Source organism: Bacillus sp. 05T22 (assembly GCF_056396765.1).
The window spans coordinates 1-15,501 of sequence record NZ_JBFTMC010000031.1; the positions used below are offsets into that span (position 1 = coordinate 1).

General features: G+C 37.2%; 12 protein-coding genes. 8 read left to right on the forward strand and 4 right to left on the reverse strand.

Annotation, left to right across the window (positions count from 1 at the left end):
* The coding region (locus tag AC1DIT_RS12185) for a YheC/YheD family protein (RefSeq protein ID WP_476998210.1) at window positions 1-667 on the reverse strand (667 nt) is incomplete at its 3' end.
* A 765-nt stretch (window positions 668-1,432) separates the two neighbouring features.
* Between AC1DIT_RS12185 and AC1DIT_RS12190 the strand changes: the two genes are divergently transcribed.
* The 4 genes from AC1DIT_RS12190 (at window position 1,433) to budA (ending at window position 6,338) form a co-directional block, all read left to right on the forward strand.
* Window positions 1,433-2,590 (forward strand): DUF445 domain-containing protein, encoded by a 1,158-nt coding sequence (locus AC1DIT_RS12190; RefSeq protein ID WP_476998215.1) that lies wholly within the window; start codon window positions 1,433-1,435, stop codon window positions 2,588-2,590.
* A 533-nt stretch (window positions 2,591-3,123) separates the two neighbouring features.
* Window positions 3,124-3,477, forward strand: a complete 354-nt coding sequence (locus tag AC1DIT_RS12195) for a YlbF/YmcA family competence regulator (RefSeq protein ID WP_016113275.1) — start codon at window positions 3,124-3,126, stop codon at window positions 3,475-3,477.
* A 392-nt stretch (window positions 3,478-3,869) separates the two neighbouring features.
* The gene (gene alsS / locus AC1DIT_RS12200; protein WP_016113276.1) at window positions 3,870-5,558 is read left to right on the forward strand and encodes an acetolactate synthase AlsS; all 1,689 of its coding nucleotides are present in this window, start codon (window positions 3,870-3,872) and stop codon (window positions 5,556-5,558) included.
* 21 nt (window positions 5,559-5,579) lie between these two features.
* Window positions 5,580-6,338, forward strand: coding sequence for an acetolactate decarboxylase (budA, locus tag AC1DIT_RS12205; RefSeq protein ID WP_016133163.1), 759 nt, complete (start codon window positions 5,580-5,582; stop codon window positions 6,336-6,338).
* Window positions 6,339-6,364: 26 nt separating this feature from the next.
* Here budA and AC1DIT_RS12210 read toward each other — a convergent pair whose 3' ends face one another.
* Window positions 6,365-6,979: a DNA-3-methyladenine glycosylase gene (locus tag AC1DIT_RS12210; RefSeq protein WP_016133162.1), complete on the reverse strand. Its 615-nt coding sequence runs from the start codon at window positions 6,977-6,979 to the stop codon at window positions 6,365-6,367.
* 135 nt (window positions 6,980-7,114) lie between these two features.
* Between AC1DIT_RS12210 and AC1DIT_RS12215 the strand changes: the two genes are divergently transcribed.
* The 3 genes from AC1DIT_RS12215 (at window position 7,115) to AC1DIT_RS12225 (ending at window position 11,765) form a co-directional block, all read left to right on the forward strand.
* A complete protein-coding gene (locus AC1DIT_RS12215; protein WP_476998211.1) occupies window positions 7,115-7,987 on the forward strand; it encodes a Cof-type HAD-IIB family hydrolase in 873 nt (290 codons plus the stop codon).
* A gap of 139 nt (window positions 7,988-8,126) precedes the next feature.
* Window positions 8,127-9,617, forward strand: a complete 1,491-nt coding sequence (locus tag AC1DIT_RS12220) for a coproporphyrinogen III oxidase (RefSeq protein ID WP_476998212.1) — start codon at window positions 8,127-8,129, stop codon at window positions 9,615-9,617.
* Between the two features lie 591 nt (window positions 9,618-10,208).
* Complete coding sequence (locus tag AC1DIT_RS12225) at window positions 10,209-11,765, forward strand: fatty acid--CoA ligase (RefSeq protein WP_016113281.1); 1,557 nt, start codon at window positions 10,209-10,211, stop codon at window positions 11,763-11,765.
* 34 nt (window positions 11,766-11,799) lie between these two features.
* Here the strand turns inward: AC1DIT_RS12225 and AC1DIT_RS12230 are convergent, their stop codons facing one another.
* Window positions 11,800-12,270: a hypothetical protein gene (locus AC1DIT_RS12230; RefSeq protein WP_016133161.1), complete on the reverse strand. Its 471-nt coding sequence runs from the start codon at window positions 12,268-12,270 to the stop codon at window positions 11,800-11,802.
* A 205-nt stretch (window positions 12,271-12,475) separates the two neighbouring features.
* Between AC1DIT_RS12230 and AC1DIT_RS12235 the strand changes: the two genes are divergently transcribed.
* Window positions 12,476-13,954 (forward strand): SulP family inorganic anion transporter, encoded by a 1,479-nt coding sequence (locus AC1DIT_RS12235; protein WP_016113283.1) that lies wholly within the window; start codon window positions 12,476-12,478, stop codon window positions 13,952-13,954.
* 56 nt (window positions 13,955-14,010) lie between these two features.
* Here AC1DIT_RS12235 and AC1DIT_RS12240 read toward each other — a convergent pair whose 3' ends face one another.
* The gene (locus AC1DIT_RS12240) at window positions 14,011-15,411 is read right to left on the reverse strand and encodes an O-antigen ligase family protein (protein ID WP_016133160.1); all 1,401 of its coding nucleotides are present in this window, start codon (window positions 15,409-15,411) and stop codon (window positions 14,011-14,013) included.
* Window positions 15,412-15,501: the final 90 nt, after the last annotated feature.

Sequence of the window (15,501 nt, forward strand, 5' to 3'; positions counted from 1 at the left end):
GCTGAAATGTTTCTGTTTGAGGTAACAGAGAAGCGACTGTTTTTTCATTTGTAAGCAGCTGGTGTATATTCCATTTGTTAAAAAAACCTGGGTTAAACCATGGAATGGTGTACTTCGTTTGTAATCGTTTTTTTGTTCTGATAATAGGTTTGTAAAGTTCTGCTTCTCGATTAGGTAGCCGATCATAAATAACGTTTGGAAAAGGAACTTTATATTGTATCCAGTTTTCCCCTTTAAAAAAGTATCCATCAATTGTTTCCTCATCCCAGTTTATATGTTGTGCACCAAATAAGAAAACAAATGGATGTAAAGAGTGAGGTGGGATCAGTAACTCCTTGAAACTGATGGAACGATTGCCAATTGGATTAGCAGCTGATTCTGTAAAACCTGTTGTGAAAATACCAATCAATGGTCCAAATATAAGTGTTTGATTTTGAATGAAAGCATGCACGGTAGTTGGAAATGGAAGATAAAGTTCTTTCGCAATTTGTTCGCCAATTATAATTTCGTGAGCATAAGTATAATGAATTTCAATATTTTCACATGTCGTATTTCGTGTGCCTAAGGAAAGAAATGTAAGGGGAGAAGTACTAGAAAATATATAGGGCAATGTTAGCGATCTTGGATGATCGATAGAAATTTGTAATGTGTAAATATGATCTTTCAATGTAATAGTCACTCCTTTTTCAGTTACGGTGTAAATCGATTAAACCGTAATGGGCCGTGGGAAGCTTCTTCGGCCAGTGAATAATCATGCTGTTTTCGCATTCGCATATATAATCCTAAGTGCTCTAGTTTATCCATTATGTAAAAAGAGAAGAGAGAACTGCTCAATTGTTTTGTATTTCTATTGTGCAATTGCGAGAATAGCTTCAGTACATTGCAAACATGCTTCCATATCATTATACTGTTGTCCGGATAACGATATTCTATTTTTGGATGATCTATGTTTTAGGACGAGAGAAGCCAAATTGAAAGACATTCCTTTTTAGAGGTAAGAGCATCCGATGAAGCATAGAAGCGGTCAGGGCCTTTTTTAGCCCTACGCCACGTGAAATCAAAAGGAGAAAATAAGTGGAGGTCACTTTTTGTTTTCATAGCAGTGACTGATGTATGGAAAAATCGAAATGGATTTATGTACATACAAATGGAAAAACCTTTCTTTTTAGAGGGAAAAGAGGATCCGTCCATGGATAGAAGCGGTCGGATTCTTTTTCGGTCCCATGCCAAGTGAAAACGAGTGGAGGTCATCTTTTGTTCGTCATGGCAGTGATTGGGTTTTGGGGAATTGTGGTAGTTAGTTTGCATCTTAAGCCGTGAGAAATCGCAAAAGGTAGCTGATGGATGGAGAAAATCAGTGTATCTCAAGATAAATGGCTGGTTGTGTATTGTTTTTGTAACAGGTTGTAGTAAGATATATATATTTGGAGAAATGGAAGGCTGGTATTGTGTAATGAATATGTGGTTAAATATGTTAACAACGACAGGATTAGGAGCAATAATTGGTGGGTATACGAATCATTTAGCGATAAAAATGTTATTTCGCCCGCATCGCCCTATTTATATTGGAAAGTTTCGAGTACCGTTTACACCAGGATTGATTCCGAAGCGTCGTGATGAACTTGCTGTTCAATTAGGAAAAATGGTCGTGGATCATTTGTTAACACCGGAAGGGATCGGGAAGAAATTAACAGATGAAAACTTTCAGCAAGAGCTTATTCAGTGGGGACAAGTAGAGATAGATAAAATTTTGGTGAATGAGCAATCATTACGAGAGGTTTTAGAAAAATGGGGCTTGGAGCATGTGGAAGGGAAGACAATTCAAAAAATTGAAAGTATGATTGTGGAAAAAATTGAGACGTTTTTATCACAATATTATACATATACGTGGGAACAAGCTTTGCCTAGTTCTGTTCATGAAAAAGTGGAGCAAATGCTTCCGAATGTAGCATCATTTATTTTAGAAAGAGGTAAAAGCTTTTTTGAAAGTGAAGAGGGAAAAGAGCGTCTTGCCAAAATGATTGATGACTTTTTTGTTTCACGAGGTACATTATTAAATTTAGTAGGTATGTTTTTAGGGAATGTAAGTTTAGTCGATCGTCTGCAGCCAGAAGTGATTAAGTYTTTAGGACAAGAAGGAACGAAGCAACTTTTAAGTGATGTACTGCAAAAAGAGTGGGAGAAATTAAAGGGAAGAGAAGTGAAGGAACTAGATTCCTTTATAGAGAAAGAAACGATTGTAAAGTCAATCCTATCAACAGTTAAAATAGAGGGAACTGTAAGAGGATTTTTCAATCAGTCTGTTCAAAAAGTGTGTGAACCAGTTCGGGAAAAAGTTGTACAAACAATGATTCCAAGTTTAGTGAAAAAAGGTTTAGCATGGGGGATAAACAATACTGAACAGATTTTGAAAAACTTACGTCTTGCTGAAATCGTACAACAAGAAGTATCTACATTCTCAACAGAGAGATTAGAAGATCTTGTGTTATCAATTACGAAGAGTGAATTGAAGATGATTACATATTTGGGAGCGTTGTTAGGGGGAACAATAGGTTTGATTCAAGGTATAGTGTTGCTTTTTCTAATGTAACGCTTTGTCTATATAAATCCATGTTGCTTTTTCTAATGTAACGCTTTGTCTATATAAATCCATGTTACTTTTTCAACATACAAATCACGGCTATGAAAACAATAGGAGACATCCACTTATGTTCTCCTGTTGTTTTCACATAGCATGGGGCCGACCGCTTTTATGCATGAACGGACGCCCTCACTCCTAAAAAGAAAGGTTTTCAATCGGTTTTTTCAATATATATTGCTTTCTCACCATCTCAGTTACGGCTATGAAAACAACAGGAGATGTCCACTCGCCTTCTCCTGTTGTTTTTACTTGGCATGGGGTAGGAAAAGGAACTGACCGCTTCTATGCATGGGCGGATGCTCTCTCCACCCTAAAAAGAAAGGTTTTCAATCTGTTTTTCAATTTGTACTTATACATACTAATAAATAAAGTGAAAATTCTTCACATCTCGTGCATAGTTTGTTATTGTAAGAAGGTGCGTATCAAAAGGCACTCAAAGGGCGGGGACAATAGACCAAGCCCGTTAAAGGAGGAAAAATACAATGACAAAAAACATTCATGATGTTGCATATGAATTACAAAAAGCAATTGCAGAAAATACAGATTTCCAAGCTTTAAAAGCAAGTTATGCAGAAGTACAAGGGGATGCGGCATCAAAACAACTGTTTGATCAATTCCGTACAATGCAAATGGGCTTACAACAAAAGATGATGCAAGGACAAGAAATTACAGACGAAGATAACCAAAAAGCACAAGAAGTTGTAGCGCTTATTCAACAAGATCCAAAAATCGTAAAGTTAATGGAAGCAGAGCAACGCTTAAATGTTGTAATCGGCGATATTAACAAAATTATTATGAAGCCACTTGAAGAATTATATACTGCATATCAAGCTTAATGAGAAAGGCGTTTCCTGAGAGGGAAGCGTCTTTTTTTTATGGAGTTCGCAGAAGTTCCTTTTCTCAATCAATTGCATAAAAAGAAAGTTTTACAGGGAATAAAGTAAAGATAGGGCAAGGAATATTTGTTGAGAAAACCTTTAAAAATATGTAATATAAATGGAAAAATTTATAAAAAATATTATTTTGATATAAGAAGATGCATGTAAGGGTTTTCATTTTTTATTGTCAAAATAATTTCGAATTCATATTGTTGGAAAAGTAATACGTTTATAATATAATAATCAACAAGATATATTACACCAAGTTAATTAACAATATGTAATATATGAGTGATTTACATAATAACTAGCTTTATTGTACACGATTTTGACATAAAGGGATGATTAGTTTGAGTACAGAAGTAAAAGCAAACAACGTGAAAACAACAACAAAAGGAGCCGATCTTGTTGTCGATTGTTTAATCGAACAAGGAGTTACACATGTTTTCGGTATTCCAGGTGCAAAAATTGATTCTGTGTTTGATGTGTTGCAAGAGCGTGGACCTGAGTTAATCGTTTGTCGTCATGAACAAAACGCAGCATTTATGGCAGCGGCTGTTGGGAGATTGACAGGGAAACCAGGGGTATGTCTTGTTACATCGGGACCAGGGACATCAAATTTAGCGACAGGTCTTGTTACTGCTACGGCAGAGAGTGATCCCGTTGTTGCTTTAGCGGGTGCAGTGCCGCGTACAGATCGTTTAAAACGTACGCATCAATCTATGGATAATGCTGCACTATTCGAACCAATCACAAAATATAGCGTAGAAGTAGAGCATCCTGATAATGTGCCAGAAGCACTTACAAATGCATTCCGCAGTGCAACTTCTACTCATCCGGGAGCAACGCTTGTTAGTCTGCCACAAGATGTTATGACTGCTGAAACGTCCGTGTCATCTATTGGCACGCTTTCTCAGCCGCAACTTGGTATCGCTCCCACACATAAAATTGCAGCAGTTGTAGAACAAATTAAATCTGCAAAATTACCAGTTATTTTACTTGGTATGAGAGCGAGCACAAATGAAGTAACGAAAGCAGTTCGTGAGTTAATTGCTGATACACAATTGCCGGTTGTTGAAACGTATCAAGCAGCTGGAGCAATTTCACGTGAATTAGAAGGTCATTTCTTTGGACGCGTTGGGTTATTCCGTAATCAACCAGGCGATATTTTATTAGAAGAGGCTGATCTTGTTCTATCTATCGGTTATGACCCAATTGAGTATGATCCGAAGTTTTGGAATAAGTTAGGGGACAGAACGATTATTCATCTTGACGATCATCAAGCTGATATTGACCATGACTATCAACCAAATTGTGAATTAATTGGTGATATTGCATTAACGGTAGATAGCATTGCAGAGCAATTACCAAGACTTATCTTGTCAACAAAATCAGAAGCTATTTTAGATCAATTACGTGCGAAATTATCAGAGCAAGCCGAAGTGCCAGTTCGCGATTCACAAGGGCTTACACATCCACTGCAAGTCATTCGTACACTTCGTTCGTTAATTGATGATGAAACAACTGTTGCATGTGACATCGGTTCACATTACATTTGGATGGCGAGATGCTTCCGTTCTTATGAGCCACGCCGTTTATTGTTTAGTAACGGTATGCAAACGTTAGGTGTTGCACTTCCTTGGGCAATTGCAGCGACATTGGTGGAACCAGGTAAAAAAGTTGTTTCTGTTTCTGGAGATGGTGGTTTCTTATTCTCTGCAATGGAATTAGAAACGGCAGTACGCTTGAATTCTCCAATTGTACATCTTGTTTGGAGAGATGGTACATATGATATGGTTGCCTTCCAACAAATGATGAAATACGGCAGAACATCAGCGACAGAATTTGGTGATGTTGATATTGTAAAATATGCAGAAAGCTTCGGTGCTATTGGACTTCGTGTGAATTCTCCAGAAGAGTTAGAAGGGGTATTACAAGAAGCATTGAAAGCAGAAGGCCCTGTTATTGTTGATATTCCAATTGATTACCGCGATAACATTAAATTAAGTGAAAAATTACTACCAAACCAATTGAACTAATGGTAAAGGAGTAGAATAGACATGAGTATTGCACAATTATTAGATATTGATGCGAAAAAGATGAAAACGAATAATGAGGTATATCAAACATCAACAATGCTAGCTTTATTGGATGGTATATACGATGGCATTATCAACTTTGATAAATTAAAAGAGCACGGCGATTTTGGCATCGGTACGTTTGATGAATTAGATGGTGAAATGATTGCTTTTGATGGGGAATTTTACCATTTACGTTCCGATGGTTCTGCAGAAATGGTAGCACCGGAAGAAACAACACCGTTTGCCACTGTAACATTTTTTGAAAAAGAAATGAGTTATACAATTGATCGTCCAATGAATCGTGAAGAAGTAGAATCTTTATTACAGGAATTAATGCCAAGTAAAAACTTATTTTATGGTATTCGCATGGATGGAACATTCCGTGAAGTAAGAACAAGAACCGTTCCGCGTCAAGAAAAACCATATACACCACTTGTAGAAGTGACAAAATCACAGCCGATTTTTTCTTTCTCTCATACGAAAGGAACAATGGCAGGATTTTGGACACCAGATTATGCGCAAGGTATTGGAGTAGCCGGTTTCCATCTACATTATATTGATGATGAACGAAGCGGAGGCGGACATGTTTTTGATTTTACTGTAGAAAACTGTACGATCGAAATTTGTCAAAAAGCACATATGCATTTAGCACTTCCAGAAACAGCTGATTTTATGGCAGCTGATTTATCTAGAGAAAATCTTGAAAATGATATTGCRACTGCGGAAGGTGCAGAGTAAAAAAAGAAGCCAATTTGGCTTCTTTTTCATTTAGAGACAAATGGATGGTTCTTAAAATAAAACCGCCAAGGATAATGAACAGCTTCTTCTGCATAGTCAATATTGATGCGTGGGCCTGTTACAATCTCATATTGAGAAGATAGGTGTTCTGCTTCTGGCACCAATTCAATATATAATTCATCACCTTGTAAGGATAAGCCACGTTCTTCTAAAGTAATGCCAAGTGCGCGGCATAGCTTTCCAGGTCCGTTCGTTACATTTTTGTATTGTGATTTCGTAAGCTCTGTTTTACCGTAACGTGCCATTTTCATGTCTTCTATTCCATCGACTGGCTCTAATGCCCGAATCAGAACGCCTTGCGGGGTACCAACTGGAGCTGTAATGACATTAAAACAATGATACATACCATAGATGAGATATACATAAGCATGTCCTGGTGCGCCAAACATAACTTCCGTTCGCTCGGTTCGTCTTCCTCCATAGCTATGTGCCGCTTTATCATCTGGTCCTTTATACGCTTCTACTTCTACAATGAATCCACTTCGTTTTATTCCATCTACTATATGTACAAGTTTATGACCAAGTAAATTTTTAGCAATTTCTAATGTATCGCCCTCATAAAAGGAAGGAGGTGCTTTCATATTGGTATCTCCTTTACTGATGATATACGTATATATTAAACCAAATTTGTGTACGAAATTCTAACTCGTTCTAATTAACAAATTTAGTTCATAAATTATGGATAGAGTRAAAGCAGCTAAGAGGAGGAATGCGACGTGATTTATCGCTTGTTGGCTCTTAATATAGATGGGACGCTCCTGCAGAAAAATGGGAAGATATCAAAAGGAACACGAGAAGCTATTGATTTTGTCAAACGAAAAGGTGTATATGTTACGCTGTTTACAAGTCGGCACTTTCAATCGGCTCATAAAATAGCAAAGTCATTAAAACTAGATTCTATATTAATTACGCATAGCGGTGCTTTTATTTCTGCTTCATTAGATAAACCACTCGTTCAAAACCGATTATCAGAGGAAAAAACGTTTAATRTCGTGCAAGTGCTTGAACATTTTGAATGTAATATCCGTATTTCACATGAACGTTTTTCTATTGGTAACCGTGAGCGGAATACACCAAACTTAATTGCGCGCACTGTATTATCAAGTTCGGATCCGTTATTTTATCCTGTTCAATTTGTAGATTCATTAGGTGACGTACTGCGTGATCAACCTGTTACAGCTCCGAAAATTGATGTTGTCTTTGCAAGTAGAGGAGAAAGAGAACGCGCGCTTAAAACGTTGAAAAAAGCATTTGAAAATGTCGAGTATATAGAATCCGATGGGGGAAGGGTAGAAATTCTTCCGCTTCATGTATCGAAATTAAGAGGATTGCAATTATTAGGGGAACACCTTGGGATTGAATTGAATGAAATGGTGGCAATTGGAGATAGTTTGGAAGATTTAGATGTCATCGCGGGCGTTGGATTAGGAGTTGCAATGGGAGATGCACCTATTCCATTGAAGCAAGCAGCAGATTGGATTACACGTTCCAATAGTGAAAACGGAGTGGAATATATGATTAAGGAACATTTTCGAAAGCAATTTCCACTTCCATTTTTAAAAAATCACTCGCAGGTTCATAAATGGTGACAAGATGACGAAAGAACGCAGCCTGAAAGCTGCGTTTCTTAGTGTTTGTCTTTCCGGGAAAATGAGGAAAAGCTTCTATATTGACCTCTAGTCACCCTTCAAGTAAACTAAAGAGAGTTTACAAATGAAAAGGTGATAAGTGTTGTTAATTTCAATAAAAACGTTACAAGATGATCGTTTTTTACGTCCGCTACAAAATATTAGCGGCTTATTTTTTGAAGAAAGCACGATAGGATTTGAGAAAGAAGATGCGAATCTTATTGTTGAAATAAAGATAGAAGGAAACGTGACAGCTTCAGCACGTTTAACAGACGTTGCAACTGGAAATGTATATGAAGAAACGTTTGAAAAAGATTTATCTTCCTTCACAGTAGAAAAAGAACGTGTGAAACAAGTAAAACATGTTGTTTCATATGTGTATCTTTCTGTCTTGCAACAGCTAACTGGAATTGAGCAAAGTTGGGGGATTTTAACAGGAGTACGTCCAACGAAACTTCTTCATAAAATGCTTCAAAATGGCATGTCAAAAGAAGAAGCGCATAAAGAACTTCGTGAAAGCTATTTAATTCATGAAGAAAAAATTGAACTTCTGCAGCGCATCGTGGACTGTCAATTAGCAGTTGTTCCAGATTTATATCGTTTGAAAGAAGAAGTAAGTATTTATATCGGTATTCCGTTCTGTCCGACAAAATGTGCATATTGTACATTCCCAGCGTATGCGATTAATGGACGTCAAGGATCGGTTGATTCTTTCTTAGGAGGCTTACACTACGAAGTCCGTGAAATTGGTAAGTTCCTAAAAGAAAAAGGTGTTAAGGTTACAACGATTTATTACGGAGGCGGTACGCCAACAAGTATTACAGCAGAAGAGATGGACATGTTGTATGAAGAAATGTACCAATCGTTCCCGGATGTGAAAGAAGTACGCGAAGTAACAGTTGAGGCAGGTCGTCCTGATACGATTACGCCAGAAAAACTAGAAGTATTAAATAAATGGAATATCGACCGCATTAGTATTAATCCACAGTCGTACCATCAAGAAACGTTAAAAGCAATCGGGCGCCATCATACGGTGGAAGAAACGATTGAAAAGTATCATTTAGCACGTCAAATGGGAATGAACAATATCAATATGGACTTAATTATTGGTCTTCCAGGTGAAGGGCTAGATATTTTTAAACATACGTTAGATGAAACGGAAAAGTTAATGCCGGAATCATTAACAGTTCACACATTATCATTTAAGCGTGCTTCTGAAATGACGCAAAATAAGCGTAAATATAAAGTGGCAGGTCGTGAAGAAATTACAGCGATGATGCATGAGGCTGAAGAGTGGACGAAGAATCATAACTACGTACCATATTATTTATACCGCCAAAAGAACATTTTAGGTAACTTAGAAAATGTTGGCTATGCGATGCCATCGCAAGAAAGTATTTATAATATCGTGRTTATGGAAGAAGTACAATCTATTATCGGTCTTGGCTGCGGTGCATCAAGTAAATTTGTTCATCCAGAGACAGGAGCAATTACGCATTTTGCAAATCCGAAAGATCCGAAATCATATAATGATGGTTATATCAAATATACAGAGGATAAGCTTGAAATTTTAAAAGAGCTATTCTCTTAAAGTGAAACTTTAATCCGTGGGGGTTTTTCTCATCCCCCATGGATTATTAGTTGAACCAATCGGGCTTTTACGGGCAGTTTATCTCACACCTAACTTCTTGGCTTCTGCTAAAATTTAAGGTGGGAGTATTACGGCCCGTTAAAGCGGGGTAAGAGGCTGGCCTAAAGGTTCGCATATTGCGAGTTTTTAGGTTTCAGTCTCTTTTTTATATAAATGAGCTATTGTTTAAATAATATTTTAAAAAGTTTAAGTCGCTCATCCCAATCTTTTGGAAAATACGGGTCAAGTGAATGTCCAAATTTGTTAACAAGTAACTCAAAATCATTCTTTGGATGGAAGAGAGAATCCGTCCATGCATAGAAGAGGTCATTGTTTTTTAGCCCCAAGCCAAGTAAAAGAAAAGGGAGAAAATGAGCGGAGAACTCCTTTTGTTTTCATAGCAGATACGTGTATGCCTACAAATCAAAATGGATATATATTTGTAAAACGATGTCGAGAATGATCAGAAAAAGAAGGTAAAAATGTAGAGGAAATGTCTACTTATAGACGAAATGATAGAATTATGAAAGTTAAAAGGGGGCATATTTTGACATGTATATGACGATTGGGAGGATTTTTGATTTAACGGTAGGGAAATATGCAAATAAAGAAGCGTTAGTAGAACCAGAAAAGAACATTCGTTGGACATATAAAGAATGGGATGAACAGATCAATAAGACGGCGCAAGCATTATTAGCAGAAGGTGTGAAAAAAGGAGATACTGTATCTGTTTATTTATATAACTGTCATGAATTTGTAAACGTTTATCTCGCTTGTGCTAAAATCGGTGCGATTTTCAATCCGATTAATTTCCGTTTAAAAGCAAAAGAAGTAGCTTATATCCTCATGGACGCATCCTCAAAAGTCGTTGTATTTGAAAAAGACGTTGAACAGACAGTTGCTGCCATTGAACGGGATTTCCCAAATAGTTCTTTTTGGTACATAGAAGATGACGCGCCTTCATACGCTGCTTCTTATCATGAAAAGGTAAATGCAGCTTCATCTGAGGCAGTGGATATTGTCGTTGAGGAAACAGATTATTGTTCGATGCTCTATACGAGCGGTACGACGGGTCATCCAAAAGGGGTGCTACATCGTCATCGTGATATGGCTGAACATAGTATGATTTGTACGTATTTCTTAAAATATAACCGTGATAGTATTGGCCTTGTAGTAGCACCGCTGTACCATTGCGGTGAATTAAATGCTGGTATCATACCAAGAATTCAAGTTGGCGGGAAAAATATCATTTTACATCACTTTGATACAGAGACGGTTTTACATACAATTCAAAAGGAAAAGATTACAACATTTTTTGGAGCACCAACGATGTGGAATATGCTGTTACAAGAGGATTTATCACAATATGAATTACGGTCGATGAAAATTGGAGTATATGGCGGAGCTGCGATGGCACCAGCGCTCGTAAAAGAATGTAAAGAGCGTCTGCATATCGATCTTGTTCAAATTTATGGAATGACAGAGATGGGTCCCGTTATTGCATTCTTAGTAGAAGAAGATCAAATTACGAAAGCTGGTTCAGCTGGAACGCCTTGTTTTAGTCACGAAATTCGAATTGTAAAACCGAACGAAGAGGGGCCGGCAGAACCAGATGAYGTGTTACCACCTTATGAAGTGGGAGAAATTATTTCACGTGGACCAACTATGATGGCAGGATATCATAATCGTGAAGAAGCAACAGCAAAGTCTATGTATAAAGGATGGTACCATTCAGGTGATCTCGGTTATTTTGACAAAGATGGTTATCTATATGTAGCAGATCGTGTTGACGATATGGTTATAAGTGGTGGAGTAAATATTTATCCGCGTGAAATTGAAGATTTCTTGCATAGTCATCCTAGTATACTGGATGTTGCAGTACTTGGTGAACCGGATGAACTATGGGGTGAACGTGTTGTTGCGGTAGTGGTCAAAAAGGATGAACATATTACAGCGGCAGATTTAGAAAAATATTGTAAAGAAAGTGATGGATTAGCAGACTATAAACGACCACGCCACTACGTATTTGCAGATGAACTTCCTCGTAATGCGAGTGGGAAGCTACAGAAATTTGTACTTAGAGAGTCATTAAAAGGTGCTAAACAATAAAAAAAATGCCTTTCCAATTTGGAAAGGCATTTTTTTATTTGCGTGAGAAACCTTCTTCATCAAGGTATTCTGCAGCTTCTGGATAAGAATTGAATGTTCCGTCTAAGTTACTACCTGCGTACACATTCCACATATCGTCTTCTTGGATAAGAGTAAGAATATGGCCGTCTTCATTATGCCATTCTTCTTCTTTAGTAGGTGCAGCCTGTGCGACTACTTCTTCGGGCTCTTGGGATAGAAGTTCAATTGATTTTTGGATTAATGAGCGTAGTTCGTCTGCTGAAAATTCACGGATGTTAACCATGCCTTTATCGTCTGTTTTATAGCCGCGAATGCCGCTAGCGTATACGAAACCATTCCCATTTGGATGTAAATGATAAACAACGTTCTTTTTGTCTAAGCGACTTTCTTCAAAGTGAAAGTTCACACGTTTTAATGATACATTTTTTCTTTCTAATTGCGGGAAAGATTCGATAATCGATAATTTTTCTTCAAAAGTTAGCATATTGCCTCCAAATATATAGTAAAAGATTTAATCCGTTCATTATAGCATAGGGGGATTTTTTTCTAAAGCGTTAGCGAGAAGGGAATGTGAAAAATGAAGGCGGTTACTTCACGATACTGTAAAGAGTTTATTCTAAAAGGTACTGACGAATGCGCCTTTCTCCCGTTACAATGGAACGTGGACATTATACAGAGGTGGTTTTTTTATGGTTCAAAAAATAGCAAAAGAATGTTTAGCGGGTTTTACCGTGGCGATTGTTGCACTGCCGCTCGCAATTGCATTTGGGATTGCCGCAACGGGGACATCTGAAGGGGCGTTAGTCGGATTGTATGGTGCGATTTTTGCGGGATTATTTGCAGCGTTGTTTGGTGGCACAGCAGGGCAAGTAACAGGTCCTACAGGTCCAATTACGGTGATTGCGACAGGAGTTATCGCAACTCATGGACTCGAAGCGAGTTTTATCGCATTTATGATGGGCGGGTTGTTTCAAATTTTATTTGGTGTATGCAAGCTTGGATCTTATATACGCTATATTCCATATTCCGTCGTTTCAGGGTTTATGAATGGAATTGCACTTATTATTATTTTAGGTGAAATGAAGCATGTGAAGAATAGTTTTTTACTGGTTCTTTTGACCATTCTCGTTATGCTTGTTGCAGGAAAGTGGATTAAAGCGATTCCGGCGAGCTTAGTTGCATTAGTTGGGGTTACAGCAACGTTGCCGTTATTTTCGCATGTATTACAAGGACTTACGATTCAATTACCTATTGTGGGAACGATTCCGCTAAACAAGATGATTGAAAAAATTGGAGCAATTCCAGAAGCGGTGCCTTCTCTTCACTTACCACCTTTTAGTGGATCAGTAGTTCTTGAACTTATTTTTCCAGCGCTTAGTATTGCTTTATTAGGATCAATTGACTCTTTATTAACATCTGTTGTGATGGATAACGTAACAGGTACGCGCCATAAAAGTAATAAAGAATTGATTGGCCAAGGGTTAGGGAATATCATGAGTGGATTATTTGGCGGATTAGCAGGAGCAGGAGCAACTGTAAGATCGATTGTGAATATAAGAAGTGGCGGGAAAACAGCATTGTCAGCTTGTATGCATAGCATCATTTTATTTATTTTCATTATGGGGCTTGGTACAGTTGTACAATATATTCCACTTGCAGTACTATCGGGTATTTTAATTTTGACAGGTATCGGAATGTTTGACTGGGATAGCATGAAAAAGATGCGTGTAGCCCCAAAAGGTGATACTGTCGTTATGCTTTTAACGATGGTGATTACAGTGAAATTTGATTTAATGATTGCGGTTGCGTTTGGCATAGTGCTTTCCTTCATTTTATATATGGTGCAATGTAAAGAACGAAAAGCTTCTATTATAAAAGAAGAAGGGCAAGAGGCAATGTATATGATTCGGGGACCGCTTTCCTTTTTATCTGTTGACCGTATTTTCTCTTCTTTGCAAGAAGTGAAATCTCATTTGACATTACGTTTGAATGACGTGCAGTATATGGATACTTCAGGAGCGATGGCGCTATTAAACTTTGTGGATCATACGGAGAAAATGGGTGCAAGTGTAACGCTTGAGCGCTTACAACCGCATGTTGAAAAGACGCTGCTAAGTTTGGCAAATGATGAACAAAGAAAAAAGTTACAAATGGTGAAAGAAAAGTAGAATTGTAATGATGAAAAGCAGCATCCACATAATTGGATGCTGCTTGTAGAGTTTTCTTAATCTGCTTTCAAATCAACAATGACATAGGCTAATATTACGACAAAGAAAATACTAACAGCTGGTGCGGTTAATACATGTCCAGCCGTAAAGGCAATACCTAGTGCTAGTACTAGCACACTGGCAAGGAGCATATATCTTACAGTTATAATGGATTTGAAATTCGTAATGATGCGAATGAATAATCGAATGCCGAAATAAACAAATGGTAACAGATAAAGCAGAAAACCAATGATTCCAAATGAAAAGAATAAATCATGAAAGTCCATTTCAATTAGTTTAACTGCATCTTTATCTTTATAGTTTCCTGCGTATCCCATACCGAATAACTTTTGTGATGTAGGGGCCTCTTTATAGTATTGTTTATACACTTGTAAGAATTTATCACGGTCACTATAAATTAAACTATTCATTTCTCCACTTGTTAATTTTCCTTCTGCACGTCTTTTGGCTTCTTCAGGATCCTCTGTAATTACTTTACCTTCTCTTCTTGCTTGTTCTTCGCTTGCTAATTTTTTATCTTCATATATTTGTAAATGAATGCCCATATTTTTTGCAATAGGAGTAAGTGGTGTGACTGCCAATAAACCACCTAGTACAACAAGAGCAACAAAGATATTAACAAGATGTGTAATTCCTTTACCTACTTTTTTACGTTGCATCATATATTCAATAATAGAAAAGAGAAGTGCAACGCCTAGTGTAAGGATAATTGCTCCATAGCCCACTTTTGTTCCGACCATAATACTGGCATACATCGCTAAAATTGTTGGAATCCAGTAGTATACTTTAGAAAAAGAAGTTGTTTTCTGTACAGAGTAGAGTACAACCATTGGGAACGTGATTGCTAAAATAGAACTCAATTCATTTCCCGCGAAGAACCATCCTCTAGAGCCGGTTTTTTCGTATGAATAACTTGAGAAATCTGTTCCGGATGCTATAGATACAATCATAACCATACTTACAATTAACGTTGCATATAAGAAATATGTAATGAGTTTATCAGAAGCATACTGTTTATCTTTTAGTTCTTTAAATACAAGAATATATCCAAACAATAAAACGACTGGATATGTACTTTTCAAAATGAATTTAATTTCCTCGCCAAAAGAAACGGGGTGCTTGACGATCATATTGTTGACAAGCCCAGCAGCAAGTACGATACCAAGCAAGACTAGATAGAAAATATATTTCTTATTACCAGGTTGTTTCCAATTGAAAAGTAGATATCCTAAAGCGAGAGTCATAAAGGCAAATCTTACTACAATTCCGACTGTCGCACTCATATGTAATGTATAGATAGAGAAAGATGTTAATAAATCTAAAATTGGTTGCAACACGATGAATAGTAACAGGAAATGTGGGAAGTAGTTATTCGTTTGTTTCAACTTGTTAACCATGTTTTCCTCCATTTCTTCATTTTCGCGTGATTGGATGAACGAATTTCTATGTCTATTTGATACATCAACATAAGAATACACCATTTTATT

Coding starts and splice junctions, on each gene's coding strand:
- AC1DIT_RS12195 (WP_016113275.1), top strand. CDS start 3,124: ATGACAAAAAACATTCATGATGTTGCATATGAATTACAAAAAGCAATT.
- AC1DIT_RS12210 (WP_016133162.1), bottom strand. CDS start 6,979: ATGAAAGCACCTCCTTCCTTTTATGAGGGCGATACATTAGAAATTGCT.
- AC1DIT_RS12230 (WP_016133161.1), bottom strand. CDS start 12,270: ATGCTAACTTTTGAAGAAAAATTATCGATTATCGAATCTTTCCCGCAA.
- AC1DIT_RS12235 (WP_016113283.1), top strand. CDS start 12,476: ATGGTTCAAAAAATAGCAAAAGAATGTTTAGCGGGTTTTACCGTGGCG.
- AC1DIT_RS12240 (WP_016133160.1), bottom strand. CDS start 15,411: ATGGTTAACAAGTTGAAACAAACGAATAACTACTTCCCACATTTCCTG.